22 protein-coding genes are annotated in these 26,879 nt (G+C 65.2%); 13 read left to right on the forward strand and 9 right to left on the reverse strand.

Features of this window, described 5'->3' with window-relative positions; all coding sequences use genetic code 11:
• Positions 1–22: 22 nt before the first annotated feature.
• Together ACQPYR_RS36650 and ACQPYR_RS36655 are read right to left on the reverse strand one after the other, a co-directional pair.
• Positions 23–2,467, reverse strand: coding sequence for a hypothetical protein (locus ACQPYR_RS36650; RefSeq protein ID WP_433623757.1), 2,445 nt, complete (start codon positions 2,465–2,467; stop codon positions 23–25).
• Between the two features lie 511 nt (positions 2,468–2,978).
• Complete coding sequence (locus tag ACQPYR_RS36655) at positions 2,979–4,535, reverse strand: amino acid permease (RefSeq protein WP_433623759.1); 1,557 nt, start codon at positions 4,533–4,535, stop codon at positions 2,979–2,981.
• A 335-nt stretch (positions 4,536–4,870) separates the two neighbouring features.
• Here ACQPYR_RS36655 and ACQPYR_RS36660 point away from each other — a divergent pair, with 335 nt between their 5' ends.
• Positions 4,871–6,148 carry a lipase family protein gene (locus tag ACQPYR_RS36660; protein WP_433635341.1) on the forward strand — a complete coding sequence of 426 codons (1,278 nt, stop codon included), beginning with the start codon at positions 4,871–4,873 and terminating at the stop codon, positions 6,146–6,148.
• On the opposite strand, the gene ACQPYR_RS36665 is transcribed toward ACQPYR_RS36660, so the two are convergent.
• From ACQPYR_RS36665 to ACQPYR_RS36680, 4 genes are all read right to left on the reverse strand, one after another.
• Entirely contained in the window at positions 6,102–7,139 is a 1,038-nt protein-coding gene (locus tag ACQPYR_RS36665; RefSeq protein WP_433623761.1) for a GlxA family transcriptional regulator, read from the reverse strand. The two genes, ACQPYR_RS36660 and ACQPYR_RS36665, sit on opposite strands and share 47 nt — an antisense overlap.
• 53 nt (positions 7,140–7,192) lie before the next feature.
• A complete protein-coding gene (locus ACQPYR_RS36670; RefSeq protein ID WP_433623763.1) occupies positions 7,193–8,071 on the reverse strand; it encodes an alpha/beta fold hydrolase in 879 nt (292 codons plus the stop codon).
• A 184-nt stretch (positions 8,072–8,255) separates the two neighbouring features.
• Positions 8,256–9,542 carry a hypothetical protein gene (locus tag ACQPYR_RS36675; protein ID WP_433623765.1) on the reverse strand — a complete coding sequence of 429 codons (1,287 nt, stop codon included), beginning with the start codon at positions 9,540–9,542 and terminating at the stop codon, positions 8,256–8,258.
• Positions 9,542–9,763, reverse strand: coding sequence for a hypothetical protein (locus ACQPYR_RS36680; protein ID WP_433599323.1), 222 nt, complete (start codon positions 9,761–9,763; stop codon positions 9,542–9,544). The genes ACQPYR_RS36675 and ACQPYR_RS36680 overlap by 1 nt, the downstream gene beginning before the upstream one ends.
• Positions 9,764–10,052: 289 nt before the next feature.
• On the opposite strand from ACQPYR_RS36680, the gene ACQPYR_RS36685 reads away from it, so the two are divergent.
• Genes ACQPYR_RS36685 through ACQPYR_RS36700 form a run of 4 tightly spaced genes read left to right on the forward strand, consistent with a single transcriptional unit; the run spans position 10,053 to position 14,167 of the window.
• Complete coding sequence (locus ACQPYR_RS36685) at positions 10,053–11,360, forward strand: ABC transporter substrate-binding protein (RefSeq protein ID WP_433623767.1); 1,308 nt, start codon at positions 10,053–10,055, stop codon at positions 11,358–11,360.
• A gap of 2 nt (positions 11,361–11,362) precedes the next feature.
• The gene (locus ACQPYR_RS36690) at positions 11,363–12,208 is read left to right on the forward strand and encodes a carbohydrate ABC transporter permease (protein WP_433623769.1); all 846 of its coding nucleotides are present in this window, start codon (positions 11,363–11,365) and stop codon (positions 12,206–12,208) included.
• Positions 12,205–13,059: a carbohydrate ABC transporter permease gene (locus ACQPYR_RS36695; RefSeq protein WP_433623771.1), complete on the forward strand. Its 855-nt coding sequence runs from the start codon at positions 12,205–12,207 to the stop codon at positions 13,057–13,059. Before ACQPYR_RS36690 ends, ACQPYR_RS36695 begins: the two co-directional genes overlap by 4 nt.
• 16 nt (positions 13,060–13,075) lie before the next feature.
• The gene (locus ACQPYR_RS36700; RefSeq protein WP_433623773.1) at positions 13,076–14,167 is read left to right on the forward strand and encodes an ABC transporter ATP-binding protein; all 1,092 of its coding nucleotides are present in this window, start codon (positions 13,076–13,078) and stop codon (positions 14,165–14,167) included.
• A 239-nt stretch (positions 14,168–14,406) separates the two neighbouring features.
• On the opposite strand, the gene ACQPYR_RS36705 is transcribed toward ACQPYR_RS36700, so the two are convergent.
• Complete coding sequence (locus ACQPYR_RS36705) at positions 14,407–15,036, reverse strand: hypothetical protein (RefSeq protein WP_433623775.1); 630 nt, start codon at positions 15,034–15,036, stop codon at positions 14,407–14,409.
• A 700-nt stretch (positions 15,037–15,736) separates the two neighbouring features.
• On the opposite strand from ACQPYR_RS36705, the gene ACQPYR_RS36710 reads away from it, so the two are divergent.
• Positions 15,737–16,564, forward strand: coding sequence for a DUF1460 domain-containing protein (locus ACQPYR_RS36710; RefSeq protein ID WP_433623777.1), 828 nt, complete (start codon positions 15,737–15,739; stop codon positions 16,562–16,564).
• Between the two features lie 299 nt (positions 16,565–16,863).
• Here the strand turns inward: ACQPYR_RS36710 and ACQPYR_RS36715 are convergent, their stop codons facing one another.
• On the reverse strand, positions 16,864–17,586 hold the full coding sequence (locus ACQPYR_RS36715) for a sigma 54 modulation/S30EA ribosomal C-terminal domain-containing protein (protein WP_433623779.1): 723 nt from the start codon (positions 17,584–17,586) through the stop codon (positions 16,864–16,866).
• 208 nt (positions 17,587–17,794) lie between these two features.
• Here ACQPYR_RS36715 and ACQPYR_RS36720 point away from each other — a divergent pair, with 208 nt between their 5' ends.
• The 7 genes from ACQPYR_RS36720 to ACQPYR_RS36750 all read left to right on the forward strand — a co-directional run bounded on the left by ACQPYR_RS36720 (position 17,795) and on the right by ACQPYR_RS36750 (position 25,998).
• The gene (locus tag ACQPYR_RS36720; RefSeq protein ID WP_433623781.1) at positions 17,795–18,793 is read left to right on the forward strand and encodes an Acg family FMN-binding oxidoreductase; all 999 of its coding nucleotides are present in this window, start codon (positions 17,795–17,797) and stop codon (positions 18,791–18,793) included.
• A 123-nt stretch (positions 18,794–18,916) separates the two neighbouring features.
• Positions 18,917–19,567: a response regulator gene (locus tag ACQPYR_RS36725; RefSeq protein ID WP_433623783.1), complete on the forward strand. Its 651-nt coding sequence runs from the start codon at positions 18,917–18,919 to the stop codon at positions 19,565–19,567.
• A 59-nt stretch (positions 19,568–19,626) separates the two neighbouring features.
• Positions 19,627–21,363, forward strand: a complete 1,737-nt coding sequence (locus tag ACQPYR_RS36730; RefSeq protein ID WP_433623785.1) for a sensor histidine kinase — start codon at positions 19,627–19,629, stop codon at positions 21,361–21,363.
• Positions 21,364–21,528: 165 nt separating this feature from the next.
• Positions 21,529–22,446, forward strand: coding sequence for a universal stress protein (locus tag ACQPYR_RS36735; RefSeq protein ID WP_433623787.1), 918 nt, complete (start codon positions 21,529–21,531; stop codon positions 22,444–22,446).
• Between the two features lie 29 nt (positions 22,447–22,475).
• Positions 22,476–23,345, forward strand: a complete 870-nt coding sequence (locus ACQPYR_RS36740; RefSeq protein WP_433623789.1) for a universal stress protein — start codon at positions 22,476–22,478, stop codon at positions 23,343–23,345.
• A gap of 129 nt (positions 23,346–23,474) precedes the next feature.
• On the forward strand, positions 23,475–24,851 hold the full coding sequence (locus ACQPYR_RS36745; RefSeq protein WP_433623791.1) for a DUF5933 domain-containing protein: 1,377 nt from the start codon (positions 23,475–23,477) through the stop codon (positions 24,849–24,851).
• Positions 24,817–25,998, forward strand: a complete 1,182-nt coding sequence (locus ACQPYR_RS36750) for an AI-2E family transporter (RefSeq protein WP_433635342.1) — start codon at positions 24,817–24,819, stop codon at positions 25,996–25,998. Before ACQPYR_RS36745 ends, ACQPYR_RS36750 begins: the two co-directional genes overlap by 35 nt.
• A gap of 25 nt (positions 25,999–26,023) precedes the next feature.
• Here ACQPYR_RS36750 and ACQPYR_RS36755 read toward each other — a convergent pair whose 3' ends face one another.
• Positions 26,024–26,875 (reverse strand): 3-hydroxyacyl-CoA dehydrogenase, encoded by an 852-nt coding sequence (locus ACQPYR_RS36755; RefSeq protein WP_433623793.1) that lies wholly within the window; start codon positions 26,873–26,875, stop codon positions 26,024–26,026.
• Positions 26,876–26,879 lie beyond the last annotated feature (4 nt).

Genomic DNA, 26,879 nt, shown 5'->3' on the forward strand with positions numbered 1-26,879 from the left:
ATCTCAATTCAGCCCCACCATCTCAATTCAGTTGAGCGCCGACCCGGGCCATCGGCGGGGCCCAGCCGGGCCGCTGCGGACTGCCTTGCCTCGGCGGTGTCGGAGTGTTCGTCGCTGTTCGTTTGGCCCCGCTCAATGCTTGGTCGGTGAGAACTGTCTCGGAGATGTGGCCACGAGCCACGCGGAGCAACTCTTGGTCCGCCGGATCAGCCAATACATCGTTGACGCTGCTCAAGATGCGGTCCGCCTGCCTGCTTCCAATCTCCCCCAGCATGCGCTGGGCGGCGAGGGCGTCGTTCGCGAACGGACCGCCGTGCAATGGGCGGCCCGCCGCGAGGGTGCCGCCACCAGCGACTGTTTGGAGATCCCGGGCCACGTCCTCGGTGGGTGTGCGCAGGTATGCAGCGACGAATCGGTCCTCGTCCCCGGTAAGGGTGACGCCTGCGGGCGCCGAGCGCCGATACCGGAATGCGGCCGCCTGCAAGGTGGCCAGATCCGCCGCGACTTCGCCGGTAGAACTGCCGCCCGCGAGGAGTCGAAGCGACGAGTCCTGGACACGTTGGACTGCTGCCACCACGCGGCCGAGATGGTTATTGCCGAGCGTCCAGCCCTTGGCGTTGTCATCGACGATCGACGACGAGCGAATGGCGTTGAACATGATGTCCTCGTCGGTGAATCCGGCGGCGAGCAATGCCGCCGGTGCATCGGTGATCTTCCCGCCGATATCCACCAGACCCTGTATCGCCGCGGCCGCACCGCGAACGGTATTGATGCCGCCATTCGGCGCGGCAAGCGCGGCCTCCTTGGCCGCCCTCCCGAACACCGGCCGGTGCACGTACGCCTGGGCGTAGTAGCCCTCGGGGCCACCCATTCCCGGCGCGCCCCAGAATCCCCATTGCCCCAATTGTGCCGCCCGCTCGGTGCGTGCGTGCGGTCGCAGCGGTGACCGGGTCCGGCCCCAGAGCCATTCGGTCGCAGGCGAATTGCTGACGGTGCTGAACGCGGCAAGAGCAGGCAGCATACCCATTCGCATGGAATGGCCCGCGCCGGCCGCGCCCATGCCGAGGGCGGTCGCGCTGCCACCCGAACCGCGTGCGCCACCACCGCTGCCCTGCACGGCCAGTGCGAACCGATTCGCGATCCACTCATTGCCGCGGTCCAGACTTTTACCGAGGCGTTTGAGCTGAAGGATCGCCACGATTTCGAAGATCGCGCCGATGATGAACACCACCATGACCTGATCACCGGCGAGCTTGAACAGGTCCCCCAGGATCAGCACATAAACGCCGAGAAAGATGGTGTAGGCGGTCATGCGTGCCGCGGCGACGAAGCTGTCGACGACATTGCGGATCAGGAAGGTCTGCGTGGGTCCGTACACGAATCCGCCTGCGGCGAAACCGAAGATCGACATCAATCCGTGGTAGATCGTGTCGAGTGCGGCCCGGATCACCTTGATCGCGAGCACGGCTCCGAAGGCGAGCAGGATCGCCCCGGCCAGCAGCAGCAACAGGCCGGTGCCGATCTGCTCGAAATTCGGATTCTCCATCGATTCCTTGGCCGAACTGTCCCCGCAGGCGCCGATCCCCTTTTTCACCCGGTCTTCGCTGCGCGCCGTGACACCTGCCGACCACGCGGCACGGCATGCGGCCTGCTCGTCGACCACATGCCCGAAGTTCCAGACCTGCAGCGGACGACGAGCGAAGTTGTCGGTCAGCGTGCCCTGCATGGTCGCCACCATGTGGTGCGGATCGACATTGTTGTCGCCGTTCAGCCCGGCCGCCACCGAAATGCCGAGATCGCGGCCCTTCGCGAGCAGACCGTCCGACGACAGCACATCGGCCAGGGGCTCGGCAAGGAATATCGGTCCCAGCAATCCGACCATGATCATGGTCACCACTTGCAGGGTGGCTTTGGAGTAGAGGCCGCGTACGACGAACCACGCGACGAAGAATGCGCCGATCGTCGCGGCGGTCACCAGCATGATCGGCGTCGCGATCTGTCCGGTCAGGCTGTGCGCCACACCGAGCAGTGCTTTCGAGAAGAGGTTCAGCCACTCGAAACTCAGGGCGTAACCGATCAGCCAGATCGCCGTGATCACAATGATTTTCCAGCCCGCGAATTCCAGGCCGATCACCAGGGATATCGCGGTATTTCCCGGACTCAGTACGCCGCCGTGGTCGGTGGCGAAGATATAGCCTGCGGCCTCGACGCCCGAGGAATCGGCGACATGAGTCCAGCCGAGTGCGGTACCTACCGACGATCCGGCGGACCGGGTACCGCCGTCGGCCGTAGCCGAGGCGGTAGCGCCGAGTAGACCAGGGAAGACGACCAGAACGAAGACAGTGAGCAGGACCCCGACCGTCCAGCGCCGCCGCCGCGTCGCGCGTATCCACGCACGACACCTTCGCAGCACTGCGGGCAACCGCCATCGGTCCGGATCCCAGTATTCGGATCTCCAGTTGTTCACGACCACAACCTGATTCGTTTCCGCGCACCCCCGAATCGCAGGCACGGCATGGCAAGACGAGCATCGAAGCGAACAAACCCTCGGAGCTGCTCAACAGTCTCCGGAAACGACAACTTCAAACGCTAACCACGCGCCGTGAACGACCACCCTCCGATCAGTGAACGGAACACTGCGAAAACATCGGAGCGCGTTGGCTTTTCGTCTCCGCACCGACCGCCGCTGTTCACCGTTTGTTCGCCCTGTGCGGTCGCGGAATATTCGCGCTGCCCGACGCATTATCGGGCGCGGATGCCACCGTAACATCGCCTATGGCCATGCTCGATCGAGCGTTGAGCCAGCACGAAAGTGGCCGTAGCTCAACATTTTCCAAAAATAGCGAGCAGACCTATCGGTCTGTCCCCACGCGGACTGCTAGTCCGATCGAGGAAGCGCGACGATTGCCCACCCATCGCTGCGACCGCGAGTATGTGCCATCGCGAAAATCATCGGATCTCCCGATGTATACAGGTCCTCAGAGTGGATCCGGGTTGGCGTAGCGAGACTTCGGTGCCTCGATGATCACTTCCGGTTCGGCCGAGGGCCCGAGCGGCGGACGCTCGGCAACTACCTCGAATTGGCCGGTGTGATGTTGGCGGATGCGAGCTATTCGCAACACTTTTCGGCGCGCGAGAAACCAGCCGCCGACCAACGCCGGCCCCAGGACGACGAGCATGGCGAGTACGGCAATGCGCTGGACCATATCGCCGGTGCAGACCATCAGGGCGACCACAGCGGCCAGGAAGAACAGGGTCGCCACATCGGTGTAGGGGGCGCCGGGTAGGCGGGAGGCCGGGCGCCAGGCCAAACCGCGGCGCCATTCGCGCCAGAGTCGGAGGTGACAGAGCACAACCGCGGTCCACGACACAATGGTGCCGAGTGCCGACACGTTCAGCACGATCTCGAATGCCTTGTCCGGCACCACCGCATCGAGTCCGACGCCGACCAGGGCGATCGCGCCGGTGGCGAGAATGCCGACGTAGGGCACACCCGTCCGCGACATACGCGCCGCCATACCGGGCGCGCTGCCGTTCATCGACATCGAACGCAGAATCCGGCCGGTCGAGTACAACCCGGCATTGAGGCTGGAGAACGCGGCGGTGAGCACGACCAGGTTCATGATCGAACCGGCCGCCGGCACACCGATTTTCGCGAAGAACGTGACGAACGGGCTTTCCCCCGCCCGAAAAACCGTATAGGGCAACAGCAGTCCGAGCAGCACCAGCGAACCTACGTAGAACAGTCCGATACGGGCGATCACGGAGTTGATCGATCGCGGCATGATCGTCTCCGGACGCTCCGCCTCACCCGCCGCGATGCCGACCAGTTCGACTGCGGCGTAGGCGAATACGACACCCGTGGTCACCGTTACCAGCGGCAACAGACCGGTCGGGAACAACCCGCCGTGCTGACTCAGCACCCCGACACCGGTCTGCGCACCCTGAATCTTGAAGCGACCGGCCAGAAAGATCGTGCCGACGATCAGAAAGCCCACCAGGGCAACGACTTTGATCAGTGCGACCCAGAACTCCAGTTCACCGAACCAACGCACGGAGATCAGATTGGTACTCACCACCGCGATCAGGGCGATGAGCGCGATCACCCAGTGCGGGACGACCTCGAACGCACCCCAATAGTGCACATAGGTGGCGATCGCGGTGATATCGACGATCCCGGTCATGCACCAGTGGAAGAAGTAGGTCCATCCGACCGCGAAAGCCAGCTTCTCCCCGTAGAACTCGCGCGCATAGGAGACGAAGGATCCGGCGGAGGGACGATGCAGCACCAGTTCGCCGAGCGCGCGCAGGATGAAGAAGACGAATACGCCGCACACCGCATACACCAGGAACAATCCCGGTCCGGCGCTGGCGAGGCGCCCACCGGCACCGAGAAATAGCCCGGTGCCGATCACCCCGCCGATCGCGATCATCTGCACTTGGCGCGCGCGCAGCGATCTGCGATAACCGACGTCCTCGGCATGCAGCGCATCTGCGAGCGCCGATAACTCAACTGGTCCCCGAACTGCGATCACGACCAGGCCTTCCAGTAAGGGAAGTCATGTCGCGGAAGAATGTACCGTTATTTAGCGGTACATTCAACGAGTTTATTTGAAGGTTCAACGGGTACCCATGTCGGCCCCATGGGCAATATCCGGTCCGGGCTCCCCGCCGAGCGGGTTCGTGCAGATGCACAAAGCCCGAGGTCCAGGCTCGGCATCATGCCGATAGCCCTGCGCCGTCAATTGCGGTGAGCTGAATCCAGCGAGCCGAACCCATGATCGGCTGGCGGATCAATGGAGATTCGGAGGATGTGGTGAAGCGATCTCGGCGGCGGTTCGCGGTGCTGGCGGTGGCGGCAGGTCTGGCAATGGGCGGTACCGGGGTGGCGATCGCCGATCCGGCCTTCCCGCCGAATTTCCCGCCGGATCAGAATCAGCTGCCGCAGTTGCCGACCGAGCCGCAAATCTACGATCTGCTGCCGATCCCGTCGCCGGATCAGGACCCGTGGTACGACAATCCGGCGGATCTGGCGTCCTATCAGCCGGGGCAGATCGTGCGCAGCCGCGAAGTGCAGACGCGGGTGCTCGGCATTCCCTTCCCGGTTTATACCGAGCAGCTGCTGTTCCGCTCGAACGACGTGCACGACAATCCGATCGTCACCGCGACAACCGTTGTGGTGCCGGGTATTCCGTGGCAGGGCAGTGCGCGGCCGGTGCTGTCCTTCCAGGAGGCGATCGACTCCACCGATTCGGCCTGCAATCCTTCGCACACCCTGCAGACCGGGACCATGAAGGAGTCTGCGCTGGTGATCTATTGGCTGGCACAGGGTTTCGCGATCAACGTGCCCGACTTCGACGGAAAGTTCAATACCTTCAACACCTATGCCGAGGGCAAGATGGTCCTCGACAGCCTGCGCGCGATGAAGAACGATCCCGCCCTCGGCCTCGCCGATTCCGGCATCGCGCTGTACGGGTATTCCGGCGGCGGTTCGGGTTCCATTCGCGCGGCGGAGCTGCGCGCGAGCTACGCACCCGATGTGCGGCTGCTCGGCACCACCCTCGGCGGCACGCCCGGTGACCTGGTGGCGGAGGCCAGGTATGCGACCCACGCGGAACCCGGGCTCACCGGCACCAGCAACTTCACCATGTGGCTCGGCTTCGCGAGTCTGGCCCGGGAATATCCGGACGTCTTCGATCCGGCCGATCTACTGACCCCTGAGGGCCAGCAGATCATCGGGGACGTCCGAAGTCGTTGCTACGCGACCATTGCGCTCACCGGCGTCTACCGGCCCATCAGCGCCTACTACCAGCCCGGCAAGTCGCTGGAATCGTCCCCGGAGATCCTTCGGGTTCTGCAGGACAACAGCTTGGGCAAATACCTTCCGGATACGCCGATCCTGTGGTGGCATGGACTCTGGGATGAACTGATTCCGCCGTCGGTGGTGCTGCCTACCGTCCAAAGCTATTGGGAACGTGGCACTGATCTGCGCTTCTACACCGTTCCGGTCCCCGAGCACATCGTCAATGCCGTCACCGGGTGGCCGCCCGCGGTGGCCTGGACCAGCGCGGTATTGCGCGGTCTGCCGCCGGGGCCGAAGTTCAAGGCTGATTTCCAGCCGCTGCCCCCCGGCTTTCCCGGTAGCTGAAATCCTCTGTGCCCGAACCGGTGATCGCGAAATGCTGCCGGTAGCGGTCGGGGGTGGTGGCCAGCTGCCGGGAGAAGACCCGGTGCAGCGTCTCACCGTGCTTGTAGCCGACCGCTTTGGCGATCGCGACCACTGTCAGATCTGTGGTCTCGAGCAGTCTGCGGGCCGCCTCGACACGTAGATTCTCCACGAAAGCCGCTGGTGTACTGCCGGTTTCGGTACGGAAAGCGCGGGCGAAGGCGCGCTCGCTCAACCCCGCCCGCGTTGCCAATGCGGCCACGCTCAAGTCTTCCTCCAGATGGTCGGGCAGCCATTGCTGCACGGCCCGGATCGCCGGGGTGCGCGCGGGTTGCGCACGTAGTTGGGCGCTGAATTGCGCTTGGCCACCGGGCCTTCGGGTGAAAACGACGAACCAGCGGGCGATCAACTGAGCCACCTCGATGCCGTGATCGGCCTCCACCAAGGCGAGCGCTAGATCGATACTCGCGGTGACCCCCGCCGAGGTCCACCGGTTGCCGTCGTTGACATAGATCCGGTCCGGTTCGACCAGCACCCGCGGGAAGCGCTCGGCCATCACCGCACACGCTCCCCAATGCGTTGTCGCTCGATAACCATCGAGCAATCCGGCTCCGGCCAGCAGTAACGAACCGGCGCATACCGACGCCACCCGCCGCGATCGCCGGGCAATGGCCGGGAGCTCGCGCACCACCTCGGCGGATACCGATGAGACGAAGGCGCCGTTGCCCCCGATCACGATCATGGTGTCGATCTCGTCGTTACCGGCGGCGATCTCCGGCAGGGAATGTTCGACATTCATCGTCAGTCCGCCGTCCACCGCGACGGTGCCCGCGCGCGGCGATGCCGTCACCAACCGGTAGGCCGGTCCGCCGACGATGGCGTTCGCCGCACCGAAAATGTCCATGGGACCGGCCAATTCGATCAGCTGGATGCCGTCGTAGACCACGAGGACAACCGTGCGAGGCGTCGACACGTTCCTATCATCACCGCACTCCCCCAGGACTGTCACGGCAATGTGCAGTCCGATCACCTCGCGTGCCGGACCGGTGCGACCACACCGGCGGCATGCCGTCCGAGGAAGGGAATGATCAATTCGGCCACACGGTCGGCGAACTGCGCATGCGGATAGTGCCCGCCGTTCTCGATGACGGCCACCTTGCCGATGCCCATCGGCATAGCCGCGACGATCGCCATGGCTTCGGCCTTCGGGTCCGCGAAATCGGGATCCTCGGCGCCCATGATCACCAGTGCCGGCCGGTGCACCTGCGACAGCGCCACCTCGGCGTCGGCCGGAGTGGTCTTGCCGGTCTTCCTGAACTCGCGCCACCGGCCGGGTTCACGCAGGGCCGTGAACACGCCGTCGAGGTAGCGCGGAAAGTCCTCGGGCTTGGTCGGATACGCGATATCGAGGTACCTGCGCCACAACCGCGGCGACCCCAGCAGCAGCGTGCCCATCAACCGCACCAGTCCGCGCCGGTACCGCGGCACGGTCCACAGAGCACCGAAATCCAGTCGCTGCCTCCTGGTGAACGGATTGATCTCGACGACGGCGCTGACCAGTTCGGGCGCCTCGGCCGCGGCAATGGTCGCCGCACCGCCGGACAGGGAGTGGCCGACGATCACCGCGGGACCGCCGAAATGCCGGATCACACTGAGCAGATCGCCCGCGACATCGGTTCGGCTGATGACCGCCTTCCCGGTCACCGACGGCCAGCCGGGGCTGGATTCGCCGTGCCCGCGCAGGTCGGCATTCACCACCCGGTAGCCCGCGGCGGTCAGTCGCGGTACGAGATGGCGATAGTCGTGCCGGGAAGTTCCGATACCGTGCGAAAGCACGACCAGCGGTCCGTCCCCGACGACATCACAGGCGATCCGCCCCTCCTCGAATGTCACGAACTCGGTCATTTGTCTTACCTTCCAAGCGTTTTCGAAACGTCGCGTGGCGCGCGATGTGCTCGAATTGAACGCCGGAATTGCGCGGTTGTCGGTAGTCCCGACCGGATCGGTCAGAGAGACAGCAGGTTTTGTCAGTCCCTGACCCATCCGGCTCGCAGCCGTCGCCGCGCGAGCTACCTTGCAGCTAGAACAGTCAGTCCCAACTCTGCACCGCGTCGTAGCGTCGACGCATCTGACGGCGACGGTAGAACACCTCGTCCACCGATAGCGTCGTGGTGGTCACGGGTGCCAGGCGGATGTTCAGGCCGAGTTCCCTGATGCGGTGCTCCAAATCGATGCGGCGCTCTGGTGGCAGGTTGGACCACATCGTTTCGAAGCGGCCGCGAACCGGGGCGTCGGCGCCGGCGATCAGGTCCAACAGCAGCGGCCAGTCGTGGGCGTCGGTGGCTATGCCGGGAAGTGCGGACACCATCGCATCGTTCATCTGCGCGAGCAGAGCTATCATCCGGCGCTGAATCCCGGCGTCGGCGTGTGCCATCAGGCTGAAAAGTCCACGCCACAGGTCGGATTCGATGCGGCCCTCCAGGCTGCCGACGAGTCCGGCCAGCGCCGCGTCGTTCGCGATGATCGGATTCGCGGCCAGGGCCCCCAGTGCCCATTTACTCAGCCTGCCGATGAAGGTCAACAGCTCCGGTGCCGCACCGGCCCGGAGATAGCTCGCGATGAGATTGCCGATCATTTCGGTCGAGCCGATGCTGAACAGGACATCGCCGATCGACGCGGTCAGCTCGGCCTCACAGCGCGCGAACGTCGACAGCGCGGCCAACTGCAGCCCCGTAGACCCGATGAGCACGGTATGCAGCATGCGCGGGATCCGCTGCCGCGGCCCGGACAGCAGTTGCCGAAAAATGGCGCTCACGCCCGCGACGGAATAGGCATAGGCGGCGGAGAAGATCAGGCCCTCGTCATCGAGCACGCCCTGTTCGAAGGCCGCGACCAGTGCGGGTGTGGCGAAGGCGTCGAGGAACGGCCCGGCGGTGATGTAGTCCTTGCGGGCCAACATTTCGTTGAGGATGCGCACGATGGGTTCCGGCGGCGCCACCTCGGCGAGTTGGCCGACGGTGCGCGGATCCATATACGGCGCACAGTCGGCCACATACGCGGGCGCGAGCATGGCAACCGTCTCGGCCGCCTTCTTCGGGTGATCGACACCGACCGCACCCGCGGCCCGGCCCGTCATCATCGGCGGCACCAGGCGCTGCACCAGCGGCATCGAGATGCGCAGCGGAATGATCGGCACCAGTTTGCTGATCCGCTCGAACGTCTCGTTGTGTTGGTCGAAGATCAGGCCCGCCAGCCGATCCTGGAGTTCGTGCAGATTCTCACTGCCCAACCGCTCCAGATGCGCCAGTTGCTCCACGGGAGCGTGCAAAGTCCGTGACAGCAGGACGATCTGGGCGCCGGTTACCAGATCACTCATCAGCCGAGCCGGCTCCCGAACATGATCTTCTTCGTCACCGCCCGGAATGGCCGAGGCAGTGCGCCGACCATCTCGTCGATGGCCTCGATGAGCGCCGCCGTCTCGAGTTGTTTGGCCGCGCGGAACATCTCCAGCAGTTCGGCGGCCTCCTTTTCGGTGATCAGCCCGGTTGCCGCCAGCGGCCCGCGTAGTTCGTGTTCTAGGTCGGTCCTGGCGGTCATACGGCTACCCGTTTCTTCATCTATCGCAACGTCGATCACTCGTGAAAGCCCCGAGCATAGGTGTCTCGGCGACCCGGCGGGGCAGTGCGTAAAGAATTCGTTATCCAAAGATCTTCATAACTTTTTTGAAAGGGTTGACTTCCTTTTTATTTGCGCCGCAAGACAACTCGGTTTTTATTCTCAGTCATGGGAAGTTGCGCGATCGACTGTGCGCATCCATCTGTTTGTATCTGGGCATGATGGATTGGTGTCGGCGCACCCGGGTCCATTCCTGCCTCGGGAGCCGCACATGGCGACATCCGGCCTGACGCGCCGCTCGTTCCTCGGCGCGGCGGGCATCGGTACCCTCGCGCTCACCGCCGCGTGCACCGGATTCGCCACCACGGGAAGTGGCGGCATGCTCTTTCTCTCCACGCAATTCCGCCCTGCCGACGAGGCCGAGCGATTCCGCAGCCTGCTCGGCAAGACGGCACCCGGAGTCAGCTATGTGACCATCGAGGAGAGTCCGTTCGCGAGCCAGGTGCGCAGCCAGGTCGGGGCGGGTTCGACGCAGGTCGGCCTGCTCGGCGGGCTGCACGGCGATATCGCACCGCTGGCCGACGGCTATCTCGAGGATCTCACCGGCCTGCTCGCCGACCTCGGCAACCGCGGCTGGCCCGCCGCCTATCTGCGACTGGCGCGGGCCGGTACCGACCGGACGTGGTATATCCCCTGGGCCACAGCGAGTTACGTGCTCGCCGCACATGCCGAGGCGCTGCAGCACCTGCCATCCGGCGTGGACGCCACGGCACTGACCTACGACCAGTTCCTCGACTGGGCGATCGCCGCACGCCGCGCGAACGGCAACCGACCGATGCTAGGGCTGCCCGCGGGCCCGAAAGGCCTGCTGCATCGATTCACCCAGGGCTATCTGCTGCCATCGTTCACGGGCGGTCAGATCACCACCTTCCGCTCGGCCGAGGCCGTGACGGCCTGGCAGTACTTCCGCGAGCTGTGGGCCAACTGCGCACAGTCGAGTACGAATTACGACTTCATGCAGGAGCCTTTGGCCGGCGGCGAGGTGCGCATGGCCTGGGATCACGTCGTCCGCCTGGTGCACGCGCCCGAGCACGATCCGCAGGACTGGCGCATGCTGCCCGCGCCGCGCGGCAAGCACGGCCTGGGCTACATGGCCGTGGTCGCCGGGCTCGCGATTCCCAAGGGCAGCACCGAGGCCGAACTCGCCCAGCGCACGATCAGCGCGCTGACCGAACCGGAAACCCAGATCGAACTGCTGCGCTCCAATGGCTTCTTCCCGTCGGTCGACACCGCCATCCCGGACGATCTGCCGCCTGCGGTCAGGCTCGAGGCCGATGCCGTGGACCGACAGCAGCAGGCGCAGGGCGCGATCCTGTCGCTGCCACCGGTCGGTCTCGGCCAGCGCGAGGGTGAGGTGAGCAAGGTGTTCAAGGACAGCTTCCGCTCGATCGTGTTGGACGGAGCCGATATTCGGGCCACACTCGATCAACAGGCGCGGGTGCTGCAAGGCATTCTCGACGAGCTGAAGGTGCCGTGCTGGGCACCCGATCCCGTCGCCGACATCTGCGGGGTGGGGTAGCTGTGCGCGCGCGAATCGGTTCACCGTGGATTCTGCTGCTGCCCTCGATCGTGCTGCTGGCCGCGCTGTTCGGCTGGCCATTGGTGCGGGCGATCTTCGATGCGTTCAGCGACGATCACGGCTTCACGCTCGCGCACTGGCGGCGCTTGTTCGACGACCCGTATTTCCTTACCTCGCTGCGTAATACGCTGTTGTTGATCGTGATCGTGGTGCCGATCCAGCTGGTGCTCGCGGTCGGTATGGCGCTGCTGATGCAGGCGCGGCCGCGGTTCGCCAGCGGCCACTTCTACCTGTGGTGCGTGCCGTTGGCGATCTCCGAACTGGCCGCCGGACTGGTGTGGTTGTCGATCTTCGGCAATCGCGGATACCTGAATTCACTGCTGGTCTGGCTCGGCTTGTCCGAGGACGGTGTGCAGTGGTTGAACTATCAGCACACCGGCACCATGCTGCTCGCGGTGGTGATCGCCGAGATCTGGCGGGCGACCTCGCTGGTCTTCGTCATCGTGGTCGCGGGCGTGCAACTGATTCCACGGGATTACGACGAGGCCGCGCAGGTGTTCGGGGCGAACTTCTGGCAGCGGCTCCGGCATGTGACGCTGCCGCAACTCGGGCCGAGCCTGCAGGTCGCGCTGATCCTGCGCACCATCCTCGCGCTGCAGGCCTTCGCCGTCGCACAGGCACTGACCGGGCGCGACTTTCCGCTGCTGGTCGGCGAGACCTACGAGTGGTACTCGAATCTGCAGAATCCGGCGGTGGCGAGCGCGGTTTCGCTTGTGGTGCTGGCCATCTCGCTCGGTACCGCGGTGTTCTATCTGCGCACGGTCCGGGCGCCGGAGGGGTCGCGATGAGTGAGGCCACGGCGCTGCCGCCGATCGATCGCGCACCGCTGCGCCGGCGTCGGTGGCGGTCCATCGGAGTGCAGGTGGCCTGTATTGCGGTGACGCTGTTCATGGCGCTGCCGATCGTGCTGATCGGACTCGCCGCGGTGTCCTCGCGCGAGGCGCTGAACGAGTTCCCGAAGCCATTGCTGCCCAGCGAATTATCCACCGAGACGCTGCGGTCGTTCTTCCACGCGACCGGAACCGTTCCGGCACTGGGCAACTCGGTGCTCGTCGGGCTCTACACCGTGTTCTGGTCGCTGGTCATCGGCGCGCCCGCCGGATACGCGTTGGCTCGCAATGCCTTCCGAGGTAGGGACAGCTACCAGATATTCATCCTGTTCGTGCGGGCGCTGCCGATCGTGGTGCTCTCGGTGCCGCTGGCCACGATGTTCCTGCGGCTGGACGTCTACGACACTGTCTTCGCCGTGACGCTCGTGCACACCACACTCGCATTGCCCACCACCGTGCTCATCACGGCGAGCATTTTCGTCGCGGTACCGGCCGACCTCGAGGAGGCGGCGCGCGTCTTCGGCTGCACGCGCTGGCAGGCGGCGCGCACAGTCGTCGTCCCGCTGGCACTTCCCGGTCTGGCCGCGTCATCGATCTTCACGTTCGTACTGTCCTGGAACGAGATCCTCGGCGCGACCATCGTGACGCTCGGACATCGCACATTGCCCGCACAGGTGCTCACCACGCTCGGTGAGGCGTCGACGCCGTACCGGTTCGCGGGCGGGTTCGCGCTGATCATTCCGGCGCTGGTCTTCATCTTCGTGATGCGGCGCTATCTGGTGAACATGTGGGGGACGACGCTGAGATGACAGAGGTGTAGGGCATATGGCCGAAGTGATCCTGCGGGATCTGGTGAAGACCTATCCCGGCGGCACGACACGCGCCACCGACCAGGTCTCGCTCGAGGTCGCCGACGGTGAATTCATGGTGCTGCTCGGGCCGTCCGGCTGCGGTAAGACGACGCTGCTGCGCATGATCGCCGGACTGGAAATGCCCGATGCGGGGCAGATCGTGATCGGCGGCAAGGACGTCACCTACCTCGAACCGCGGCGGCGCAACCTGTCGATGGTGTTCCAGTCCTATGCTGTCTTCCCGAATAAGAAGGTCGCCGACAATATCGGCTTCGGCCTGCGGGTGCATGGTGTGCCCGCCGAGGAGATCCGGCGCAAGGTCGCGTGGGCCGCTGATCTGCTACAGCTCACGCCGTACCTGGATCGCTATCCGGCGAAGTTGTCCGGCGGCCAACGCCAGCGCGTCGCGGTGGCGCGCGCGATCGTCATGGATGCCGATGTGCTGCTCATGGACGAACCGCTGTCCAATCTGGATGCGCTGCTGCGGCTTTCATTCCGCGCCGAGTTGAAGAAGCTGGTCGGCGAGCTCGGCACGACCACGATCTATGTCACCCACGACCAGGTCGAGGCGCTGTCGCTCGGCGATCGCGTCGCGGTCATGCGCGACGGGCTGATCGTTCAATGCGGTTCGCCGACAGCGGTATACGACGGTCCGGCGACCGAATTCGTCGGCGGCTTCCTCGGCAGCCCACCGATGAACTTCCTCACCGGGATCGTCGACATAGGCGAGGCCGGACCGCAAATCGATCTCGGCGGGCAGTCGCTGCCGGTTCCCGCCGCGCTCGCATCGTTCAACGGCAAGAAGCTCGACCTCGGCATCCGGCCCGAGGCCATTGCCGTCGGCGACGAGGCGGGCACCGATTCGGTGCGCGCCCAACTCCAGGTGCTGGAGCCGCTCGGCTCGTCCACCCTGTTGACCACCGATGTCAGCGGACAGACCGTCAAGATTCAGACGCGGCCCGGCTTCCGGGCCGACCAGGGCGACGCGCTGAACCTGCATGTGCCGCCGCAGGCCTGCCGCTGGTACGACCCGGAAACCGGATTATTGCTGGAGGACTCAGTGTAGGTATCCGGTGGAGAGTTCGTCGTATCCGATCAATTCGACGGCAGAATGTTTTGAATCCTCGCTGAAACCCTCCGCAGGTACCGATGAGCCATCGAGAGTCAGTTTTGCCCGCTGCAATATACGGCAGCTCGGTGAACAAATATTGTGGATGGCCATCGCGCGCCGCGCCTGCCCCGGAGTCAGTTCGCCGGGATCGGTGAAACAGTCGCCGATATTGGAGATTATCGATCGCATTTCGGCTAACCAACTCGCACGGGCACAGCAGCTTCTTCGACAATTCGACCACGGCCGACGGTGAGCGACACCAAGGCAATATTTCCGATCGTGGTAATCAGTGGACCCGCGACAGTAGCGAATTGATATCCGCTCGCCAGCAGCACTCCCAGCACACCGAGTGCTCCGGCGAAGGCATTCGCGGCAAACATTTGCCAGGTTTCCTCCTGAGGCTTCGACCAGGCATGCCGAAGCGTCGGGACAGTGGCGATGAGATTGGCGCAGATAGCCACGAGCGCACCGAATGTCTTCTCCGAAATCTCCACTGTGACCAGCACACATGCGACGGAGGAGAGCAGACACGCCCAATCGATATTGTCCCCTGGCCGCAGACTCACGCCACGCCGCAGACCGAGGACGATAACTGCGGCATTCATACTTGCCGACGCGGCATTGATACCAGCGGCGAGATATGCGCCCGCCAGATATGCGACCATCGCGAATACAGTATTGGCAGTACACCAGGCTATCCAAGACGCCATTCGCGGTCGCGTGCCGCCATCCAGAATTCCGACCAGATATGCGACGACACCATACAGTGAGATGCCGACGCTGACCAAAGCTGCCGACGCGCTCAGACTCCAGAACTCACTCACGTGCACCATTCCTTGTTTTCGCGCAGACATGCGCGCGACAGCCACAACCAGCGATTCGACCCGCATGCGAACACACCGAAGGGAACAAATCCGGTGCGACGATGGGGACCGTATCTGCCGTGGGTGAACACTTCGGGATGATTTGTTCGTTCGCGATTGAAACTATCGTTACACGGAGGTTCCGGCGTCACAAACCCAGCAGGTCGGCCGTAACAGACTTTTACGTCGGTAACTGATGCTTAACAGAATATTGGTTACTGAGACCACATCGGTGCGGAATCAACATCAATGAGCACCGTTTCGAGGCACGAGCACGCCACAGACACACGAAGACCCCAGCCATAGCTGGGGTCTCCCGTGGTCACGCCGACCGTTGTGCGAGTCGAAACCTCTGCACCCCGGCCTCGATTACTGAGCCTGCCACACTTGCCGGGAATCGTCGCGCCGAGCCCGGCACCCAGCGGGACACCGCCGCGCGCTTGCATCTGTAAGTCCGGCCGAATCGCGCTCGACCAGGTGATTTCCTACGATCAAAGCCCCTCTGAGATAACGAAACGGCAACATCGTGATCATCCCGTGTCCAAACTGTTCGACTCGGAATGTAGGGCTCATGACGGAATCCCCAGCGGATCTTGCAGCCGCCGGACCGTTTTCGTGTTCGGCGACCGAAGACCGCCGGACTCGGACTACCGTGGCAGCAATGACCGATCGACCTGCTGGAGGCCTTTTGCGCAGCATCGCCCGCGTACTGCTCATCATCTCGGCACTCGTCGGCATGGCCATGCCGACCGTTCCCGCCGCATCCGGCGCACCGATCAGCGATGACGTCACTGCCGGGAAGATCGATGAGCTGCTGGCGCTGCGGGCTGCCTCGCAGGGTGCGAGCAAGGGTGAGCTGATCGAGCGATTGTCGGGACGCCTGCTCGGCACGCCTTATGGCGCGGATATGCTCATCGGCTCGGCGGACCAGCCCGAACAGCTCGTCATCGATCTACGACGGGTGGATTGCTTCACCTACCTCGACTATGTCGAGGCGCTCAGCAGGTCCGCCGATCGCGACCAGTTCGTCGCGAATCTGATCGCGACCCGCTATACCGGCGGCCGCGTCGAGTTCCAGCAGCGCAAGCACTTCTTCAGCGATTGGTCGCATACCGCGCGCATCGCGGCCACCGATATCACCGGCACGTTGAGCCCGGCCGCGGTGACCGTCACCAAGCACCTCAACGCGAAAGCCGGTGGCGGAACATATCTTCCGGGACTGCCGGTGGGCGATCGCGAGATCACCTACATCCCCGGCGCCGCGGTAGACGAGAGCGTCATCGGTGGACTCCGCACCGGTGACTACATCGGCGCATACGCCGACCAGCCGGGACTCGATGTCACCCATGTCGGCATCTTCGTCATGACACCGAGCGGCCCGGTCTTCCGCAACGCGTCCTCACTCGCCGCCGACAACAAGGTGGTCGACTCCCCCTTCGCCGACTACGTGCGCACGACGCCCGGCATCATGGTGCTCCGCGCGCTGTAATCGAACGGAGCCGGCCAACGCGACAGTGGGCGAGCGGGTTTCGGCGGCGACGGCGCGAATCCGTCGGATCACGGCGTGGTCGTCGATCGCCACACACGACTCGTGCGTTGCCCCGCATGGCACCGCCGAGTCGAATCGCCCGCCCCATGATCCGCTCTCGCGGTATGCCGTTCGTTCCGCCTCGCTTCTGCCCGACCATCGGTGGCCGGCTCCGATCCCAACTGTGCTCGGGGTGGCACCGTCCTCGACAGAGCCGGGATGCCCTGGATCCAGGGACGTTCGGTCCTACCGCACACAGGTCAACTGGTCCGGGGCGTGATCAGCCCGAGGTCGGCGTCGTAGCGGCGGTACAGCAGGTTCCCGCGGCGGCTGACGGGATCGATGAAGAACAGGAATGGCAGGCCGATGGTGCACAGGCGCTCGACGGCCGCGGTCTCGGACAACTTCGGAATCCTTGGATCGGCTGCTGACGGGTCCTGCGGCGAACGGAGCAGCTCGATGCCTGCGGAATCGCCACGGTAGACGATCGCGTCAGCGCCGGTATCGGCATCGACGAACAGGTGCGCGTCGTAGTCCATCGCGTCGAGCACCGCGGCCGCCGCATCCGGTGTGCCCACCAGCAGCGAACAATTCTTGCGGCGGGTGATCGTGCCATGTCCGGATGCCGCGAGTAGTCGCCGTATCGGCTCCCGCTCCGGCGCCGCCCGTCCGTTTGTCGTCAACCGCTCGATCAGGCGCTCCAGCCGCTGCACGACCGGCAGCACCATGCCCGCACCCGGAGTGATCGTCTGCACGCGGGCCGGTGTACCGCGCACGCACAGATTCACCTGCACCAACTGCGGCCCACTTGGGCAATTCGCGACGACGACCCGCACCCGGGCACCACTGTCGATCCCATTTCGGGTAAGCAATCGCCCGACCGCGCCGGCCACGCGTTCGAGTTCCAACTCCGCGATCGGTCCACGCGGAAATACGGCGATGTCGGGGAAGGCCGCGGTGGACCACTTCCCTGACGAACTCATGATGACCTCGCTATTGGATTGTTCGAACTCCGACCCTCCGGACTCGATGGCAGCATCCACGACGTCTACGACGGGAGGGCCGAAAGTCACTGCCACACCTGACCTTCGGCACCAAGCGCACGGCCCGCCCCGGCCGGTGACCATCGACCTTCGAGAACAGGAAGAAGGCCCATACCGACCGGCGCATCGCCGGACGAGGCTCGGGAGTATGACCGACACCCGTCTTTCCCCCGTACGTTCCGTGCCGGACCATTCGACAGTGCTCGCGGCCATGCGTTCGGCCGGCCGCGCACCGTCGTTGCACAACACCCAACCGTGGCGCTGGGTCTTCGACGGGACCCGGCTGCATTTGTACCGCGACGACGACCGCCTGCTGACCTCGGCGGACCCGTCGGGTCGGCAACTGGTGATCAGCTGTGGCGCGATGCTGCACCACGTGCGCACCGCATTCGCCGCCAAGGGCTGGCACACAGATACCACCCGGCTCCCCGATACCGGCCGTCCCGACTATCTGGCGGTGATCGAGTTCCGGCCGTGGCCTGAGCCGCCGGTCGGCGTGCTGGCCCGCGCCCGCGTCATCGATAAGCGACGCACGGACCGACTGCCGCTGTACGCGCCGAACGACTTGTCGCCGCTATTGCATGCCTGTCGAATGCTGGTGACACCGCACGATATCGAACTCGATCTCCTCGACGACAGCGCCCGCGCGAAGCTCACGGCGGCCTCTGAGCACGCCACCGCGGTCCGCCGCTACGACATGGAATACCAGACCGAATTGCATTGGTGGGCAGGACATTCCGGTGACACGGAAGGCGTCCCGCGCGAATCCCTGGCCTCCGATGCCGAATTCGCCCGCGTCGGCGTAGGCCGTGCCTTCCCATCCGCACCGCATTCGGCCCGCCGCGACACCCTCGATGACCACGCCTGCCTACTGATACTCAGCTCACCGCGCGAATCCGTCACCACTTGGCTGCACACCGGCGAAGCCCTCTCCGCCGTCCTCCTGGAATGCACCACGTCCGGCCTGGCGACTTGCCCGATGACCCACATCACCGAATTGCCCTCGGCCCGAACAGCTATCGCAACCATGCTCGCCCACCCCGCCATCCCCCAGGTCCTCATCCGCGTCGGCACCACCCCCGAGAACACCCCCGAACCCCCACCAACCCCCCGCCGCCCCCTCCCTGACATCCTCACCATGCAGTAACTCGATAATGCGCTGGTCGTGGGGCCCCTCTTGACATCTGCCTCCTGCCTACACATGGCGCTCGACCGCCCGAATGCGCATATCGGCGGGGCTACGCTGGAGGGACCCAGCGGAGGTGTTGCGATGACGAGTGTGTTCCTGGTCGACGACCATCAGATCGTGCGTCGCGGTGTGAAGGATCTGATCGATTCCGAGCCCGATCTCGAAGTCGTCGGCGAGGCGGGCACGGTTTCGCAGGCGTTGGCGCGCATCCCCGCGCTGCGCCCGCAGGTCGCGGTTCTGGACGTGCGCCTGCCCGATGGCAATGGCATCGAACTGTGTCGTGAACTGTTGAATCAGCATCCTGAGCTGCGGTGTCTGATACTCACCTCGTTCACCGACGAGCAGGCCATGCTCGATGCCATCCTGGCCGGGGCCAGCGGGTATGTGGTCAAGGACATCGACACGATGGAGCTGGTCGAGGCCATTCGCGAGGTCGGCGCGGGTAAGTCGCTGCTCGATAATCGCGCGGCCGCTGCCCTCATGGCGAAGCTGCGCGAGGAGGCCGAGGCCAAGACGGGACCGCTGGCCGGTCTCAGCGAACAGGAACGGACGCTGCTGAATCTGCTGGGTGAGGGGCTGACGAATCGGCAGATCGCGAGCCGGATGTTCCTTGCGGAGAAAACCGTGAAGAACTATGTGTCGCGGCTGCTGACCAAACTCGGGGTCGAACGCCGCACCCAAGCAGCGGTCCTGGCCTCCAAATTCAACACGCCCACCAAACAGCAGAAGTGAGCGACCTGTGGTTTCGCTCGGCGTGACATGGCGTATGCAAGCCGGGCAGAATACAGATCATGGAAGACGAGTCGACCGTCTCCGGTCAGGCACCGGTGACGGAAACTTTGTCTCAACTTCGACTTCGTGAACTGCTCGGCGAAGTCCAGGACCGCATTGCCCAAATGGTCGGTGTCCGCGACCAGATGGACCGCCTGATCGAGGCCATGCTGGTCGTCACCGCCGGATTGGACCTGGACAACACGCTGCGTTCGATCGTGCACACCGCCATCGAGTTGGTCGACTCCGGATACGGCGCGCTCGGCGTGCGCGAAACCGATAAGAACAGCAACGAGCTCGCCGAATTCGTCTACGAGGGCATCGACGACCGGACCCGGGTCATGATCGGCGATCTGCCGCGTGGTCACGGTGTCCTCGGCCTGCTCTTCGAACAACCGAAACCCATTCGGCTGCCGGATCTTTCGAAGCATCCCTCGTCGGTCGGCTTCCCCGCCCACCACCCGCCGATGCACACCTTCCTCGGCGTACCGGTGAAGGTTCGCGACGAGACCTTCGGCAACCTGTACCTGACCGAGAAGGCCGGTGGGCAGGAATTCACCGACGACGACGAGGTGGTGGTGCGGGCGCTGGCCGCCGCCGCGGGTATCGCCATCGCCAACGCCCGCCTCTACGAACAATCCCAAATCCGCCAGCAATGGCTGGAGGCCAACCGCGATGTGGCCACCGAACTACTCGCCGGCGGCGAACCGAACGAGGTGCTGGAGCTGATCACCGACCGGGCGCTGCAGCTGACCCAATCGGCGTGCAGCTTCCTCTCACTGCCCGAAGACCCGGATACTCCGCCCGACGAGGTGACCGATCTGGTCGTGGTCGCCGCGGCCGGTGTCGATGCGCAAAAGCTGACCGGACAGCGCATTCCGATAAACGAATCGCACTCGGGCATCGCATTTCGGGAGAACCGGGTCCTTTCGGTCGATCGGCTCCAATACAGCCTGCGGTTCGGCGACTCGACCGAATTCGGCCCGGCGCTGGTGCTGCCACTGCGGGCCGAACAGACGGTTATCGGTGTGCTCACGATCCTGCGTCCACCAGCGGCCGCTCCGATCGATATCGCAGGACAGGCCATGATGGCGGACTTCTCCGTTCAAGCCGCGCTGGCACTACAACTTGCCCGAAGCCAGCGCCGCAACCGCGAACTCGACGTGCTCTCCGACCGCGACCGGATCGCGCGTGACCTGCACGACCATGTCATCCAGCGCCTGTTCGCGGTCGGTCTCTCGCTGCAGGGCACTGCCCAGCGGGCCCGCGTGCCCGAGGTCAAATCTCGGCTCACGGACACCATTCAGGACGTCCAGTCGATCGTGCAGGAAATCCGGCATTCGATCTTCGATCTGCACGAGAGCACCACCGCGGATGCGCCGACGCTACGCAAACGGCTGCACGGCATCATCGCCGACATGATCGGCGATAGCGGATTACGCACCACGATTCGCCTCGCCGGTCCGGTCTCGGTGCTGACACCGCCGCTGTCGGAGGATGTCGAAGCGGTGCTGCGCGAGGCGGTGAGCAATGCGGTGCGGCACGCGTCGGCGACGACGGTATCGGTCCAGCTCCGGGTGCGCGACGATGTCACCATCGAGGTCACCGATGACGGCGTCGGCGTGCCCGACGACCTGGCACGGATGAGCGGATTGGCGAATCTGGCGACCCGCGCCGAGCACGCGGGCGGCAGTTTCAGCGTGATCAAGGGCGAGCACGGGGGCACGACGTTGCGCTGGTCGGCACCGTTGCCCTGAACCGTGTCACCCAGTCGGGGTTGTCCGGGCGGTGTGCCATCCGAACACCATGCAGACATGAGCGGCCTTTGGGCCCTGCGGTTGGTGACCAATGCCAGGCGTGCGCGACCACCTCGAATTCCTAACCTACGGGTAGCCGCAATCTCGGAACCCGAAGGGACATCCATGACCGCCCAGCACCGCGATGAATCTCACCGGCTGGCGTCGGCCGAAGTAGTGGTCGGAACCGACGGCTCCGAGGCGGCCGATCTCGCCGTCCGCTGGGCCGCCGAGACCGCCTCCCAGCGGGGCAGGCGGCTGCGCATCGTGCACGGTCTCGATCTTGCGGCGGCGGGGTCGGTCTACGGGATGTACGACGTGATCATGCCCCCGGTGATCAACGCGATCCGCCGCGAAGGTGCGGACGTGCTGTGCACCGCACGCCGACTCGCCCATCAGGTCGACCCGAGCCTGACCGTGGAAACCGAACTCTCCGAAGCCAATCCGGCACACCTGTTGATCGAGCTGTCCGAGGCGGCGCATCTGGTCGCGATCGGCACGGCGGGTTCCGACGGCAGCCTGAGCTATCTCGGATCGACGCTGCTCGCGGTCGCCAGCCATGGACGAGGTGCGATCGTGGTCGTGCGTGACACCGGCACCGAACAGCAGACTCGACGGGTCGGCCCGGTTGTGCTCGGTATCGACGGCGGACCGGGGAGCACGGCCGCCGTCGGGGCCGCGTTCGCCGAAGCCAGCGAACGCAGAACCCGACTCGTCGCCGTCCACGCTTGGAGCGACCTGTATTTCGATCGCGTCGCCGGCCTCCCCTACGGCGTCTGCGATCACGACGCCGAGACCACCGGACAGGCGATCCTGGACGAGCAGCTCACCGGCTGGCAAGAGAAGTACCCGGACGTGCAGGTCGTCCGCAAGGTGTACCTGTCGGGTCCGCGGCAGGCACTGCGCGAATGGTCGCGATCGGCCCAACTGCTCGTGGTCGGCAGCCGAGGGCGCGGCGGATTCCGCGGACTGCTGCTCGGCTCCACCAGCGATGCACTGGTCCAGACCGCGCACTGCCCGGTCATGGTCGTCCGCCCGCAGTAGCGCGGTCGCGCTGACGGCGACGAAATCCCATGTCCACCACCATGAATCCCCCCGTACTCGTCGGCATCGACGGCTCCGACGCCGCCGCCGCGGCGGTGCGCTGGGCCGCGATCGACGCCGTCCACCACCGCGCGCCCATGCACATCGTGTACGGCATCGGCGCCCCGATGGACTTCGGCCCCGGAATAGCCTTCGACCAAATCGATTACGACGCCTATCGAGCGGCCGGCGCCGCCGCCGTCACCACTGCCTGCGCCTACGCGACCGCGGCGGCCGCACCCGTCGGCGAACTCGAAATCGCCACCTTCGTGGTCGACGCGCCGCCGATACCGGTCCTGCTCGACCGCTCCAAGGATGCGCGCATGCTCGTCGTCGGCACCCGTGGGCTGGGCGCCTTCCGCCGTGGCCTGCTCGGCTCGGTGAGCACCGCCGTCGCGAGGCACGGGCACTGTCCGGTCGCCGTCATTCCCGAGCCCGAGGACTACAAAGCCGATCGGCTGCTGGGACCGGTGCTCGTCGGTGTCGACGGCTCCCCCAGCGCCACCCGCGCCATCGAGGTCGCCTTCGACCAGGCCGCCCATCGCGCGGTCGGGCTGCGCGCGGTACTCACCTGGTCCGAATTCAACCGCTATATCTCCCGCGACGATATGCGGAAAGAGGCCGAGGCGTTGCTCTCCGAGAGCCTGGCGGGCTATGCGGAAAAGTATCCGGACCTGGAGGTCGAGCGCGTGGTCGTCGAGGATCGACCGGCCAGATGCCTACTCGCCGAGGCGGAATACGCGCAACTGATCGTCCTGGGCAGCCGCGGGCGCGGTGGTTTCGCGGGCATGACCCTCGGCTCGGTCAGCCAGGCCGTCCTACACGCCACCGACTGCCCCCTCATCATCGCCCGCCCCTGATATCCGGCCACCCCAGCCGGAGCTTCAGCAAGCTCCAGCACTGACCGGTCCGCAAGCGCGCGCAGTGAGTTCACAGGTTGCGTTAATCGGGGCGCACGGTGGTGTTCACATCCTGTTTACGATGTCGGGATGTTGATTCAGGACGCGCAGGAGAGATCGGTTGCACCCCCGGGGGAAGTGGGGACTGCGCGTCCGTGGCGAACTCGATTGATCTGGGGCAGTATCGCGGGCGCGGTCGCGGTGTTGATCGCGGGGCAGTTGATGGCCGTGCATATCAATGCGCTCGGGCCGCTGACCAGTCTTTCTTGGGACTACGTCGGGCGGCCCAAGTCGGCGACCACGCCGTGGGCCGGCTTTCTGCTGGCGCTGATCGGCGTCTCCTGGAATGTGCGGGTACGTGCGCTGGCGGCCGCGGTCGGCATCGATGTGGTCTTCGTGATCATTCGCGCGATCGAGGGGCGGTTGTTCACGGTCGGGAACGGTCCGACGATCGTGCTCACCGCGCTGGCGGTGATCGCCGCGGTGCGCTGGACCGGCGCGCGACGCGAAACCGCGCTGCGCACAATCGCTCTCGGTGCGCTGCTGATTCTGGCGACGAAGGTCGGCGAGATCTGGCTGGACATCACCGCATGGGCCTGCCCGACCGTCCTGGATCCCTATGCGGAACTGGCCGATCACGCGCTCGGCAATCCGTCGTGGCTCGTCGGACAGGTACTCGACGCGGCAGGACCGGTGCCGCTGGGTGTGGTGCGTTGGGTGTATTTCGAACTGCCGGTCGCGGCCATTGTGGTCGCGGCGTGGCAGCTGCGCGGCGTCACCGCGGGCGTGTGGCCGCGGCACTATCTGGTGCGCACATTCCTGACGCTCGGTGTGGTCGGCCCCCTGTTCTATGTGGTCTTCCCGGTCGTCGGGCCGGTGCTCGCGTTCGGCCCGGAGGGGCAAGGTTTCGAACTCGCCGATGTCTGGCCGAATATCGTTGCGGCACTGCCGTCCTCGGTCGATTCGATGCCCTTCGACGGCATCACACCGCGTAACTGCATGCCGTCACTGCATACGGCATGGGCGCTGTCGCTGTTCATCCACTCCCGGCGCGGACCGCTCTGGCTGCGCTGGGGAGGTGCGTTCTGGCTGGTCTGCACCCTCGTCGCGACGCTCGGTCTCGGTGCCCACTACGGCGTCGATCTCGTCGCGGGTGCGGCACTGTGCCTGACCGTCGAATCCGTTCTGCGCGATCCGGACCGGGGCTGGGATCGCGGCCGCGCCCAGGTGGTGGCCTTCGGTATCGCGACCTTCGCGGGGGTGCTGCTGTGCGTGCGCTTCCTCGCGCTGCCGATGGCGAACTACCCGTTCCCGTTCGGCGTCGCGATTCTGGGCGTCTTCGCCGCGCTGGCTTTCACCTTCTACCGGACCTGGTTCGCCGCAGATGACTCGGCCGCGCTCGACCCGCTGAGTCCTGCGCAGCGTGCCGATGATGGCACCGCCCAGCCGTCGACCGTGCCAGACTGACGGCGTGAGTGAGCAGGACGGCACCGAGAAGACCCGCCCACCGACCCGCGATCGCGGCGACGCGATCGGCAAGGGACTCATCTGGCTGGCGAAATGGTCGCTGTGCATCGTGGCGATCGCGGCGGGCGCGTGGGTGCTCGGCACCGTCATCGCCGCGCTCTGGGTGGTACTGCTGCCGATCGCGCTGGCGCTGATCGTCGCGACGATACTGTGGCCGCCGACCCGCTGGCTCACCGCGCACGGCTTTCGGCCCGGCGCCGCGGCAACGGTCACCCTGCTCGGATTCATCGGAGTCCTCGCCGGTGTCATCGCCCTGATCGTCCCGTCGGTCGTGGACCAGGCCCCGGAGCTGGCCGACAAATCCACCGAGGGTGTCAACAAGGTGCGTGATTGGCTGCACGGTCCACCGCTGCGCATACGCGACGAGCAGTTGCAAGCCGCGGTGGACGCGATCACGCAGCGGCTGAAGTCCAGTTCGGAACAGATCGCCTCCGGCGTCTTCACCGGCGTGACCACCGCGACCTCCACCCTGGTGACGCTGTTCCTAGTGCTGGTACTGGCGTTTTTCTTCGTCAAGGACGGTCCGCGGCTGCTGCCGTGGCTGCATGCCGTGCTCGGCAGTCGCGGCGGCAGGCACCTCGAGGAAGTGCTGAATCGCATCTGGTCCACCCTCGGCGGATTCATCCGCGTACAGGCGCTGGTAAGTCTGATCGACGCGGTGTTCATCGGCGCCGGACTGGTGATCCTGCACGTCCCACTGGCATTCGTGCTCGCGGTGATCACCTTCATCGGCGGTTTCGTGCCGATGGTCGGCGCATTCGTCGCCGGGGCGCTGGCGGTGCTCGTTGCGCTGGTGGGCAATGGCGTCACCACCGCGCTGATCGTGCTCGGCATCATCATCGCCGTCCAACAGTTGGAAGGCAATGTGCTGCAACCGGTCCTGCAGGCCCGCAGCATGAAATTGCATGCCGTGGTGGTGCTGGTCGCGATCACCGCGGGCGGCTCCCTCTACGGCATCGTCGGCGCCTTCCTCGCGGTACCGGTAGCGGCCGTCCTCGCCGTGGTGGCCCGCTACCTCGGCGAGCAGATCGACGTCGTCACCGCACCCCCCGACGAATCCCCCGAACCCGAGCCCGCGCCGGAATAGCCGCATCCGGTGGTCGTGCCATGAGCTATTCGGAGTACTTGTAGAAACCCTCTCCGGTGGCGATGCCGAGCTTGCCCTTGTCGATGTAGTTGGTCTTGAGCCAGGCCGCGAGCTGCTGTCCCTCTTCGCCGCCGTTGACCAGGATGTTGTAAGGGGTGGTCAGTCCGATGACGTCGAGCATCTGGAATGGGCCGACCGGTGCGCCGGTGCCGATCCGCCAGGTCTTGTCGACTGCCTCTGGTTCGGCGAATCCGCCCGCGCCGAGCGCCATGGCCGCATTGAGCAGCGGCACGAGCAGCGAATTGAGGACGTAACCCGCCTTCTCCTTGTGCAATTCGATCGGCTCCATGCCGATCGCGGCGGCGAACTCGACGACCGCCCGAAAGACCTGCGGATCGGTGTCGGGCGTGCCCATCACCTCGGCGGTGTTGTATCGCCACACCTGATTCGCGAAATGCAGCGCGAGGAATTTGTCGGGGCGGCCGGTGTAGTCCTTGATATCGCTGGGCAGCAGGGTGGACGAATTGGTGGCGAAGATCGTCTTCGCCGGTGCGAGTTCGCCCACCTGCCGGTAGGTCTGCTCCTTGATGGTGAGCACCTCCGGCACCGCCTCGATCACGAGGTCGGCATCCTGCACGGCCGCGGCCAGATCCGTCGTCGCGACGATGCCCGCCTCGGTCTTCTCGGCCTTGGTATCACCGCCCGGCACTTCGATGCGATAGGTCGCCGCGAGCTTGGCGAAACGGTCACGAGCACCGGCTACGGCCTCGTCGCTGATGTCGTAGGCGGTGACATCGAATCCGTGGAATGCGGTCTGGAATGCGATCTGAGATCCCAGCACCCCGGTTCCGAGGACGGTCACCTTGCGGATGGTCATCTGC

Source organism: Nocardia sp. CA-120079 (assembly GCF_050955745.1).
Classification (GTDB): domain Bacteria; phylum Actinomycetota; class Actinomycetes; order Mycobacteriales; family Mycobacteriaceae; genus Nocardia.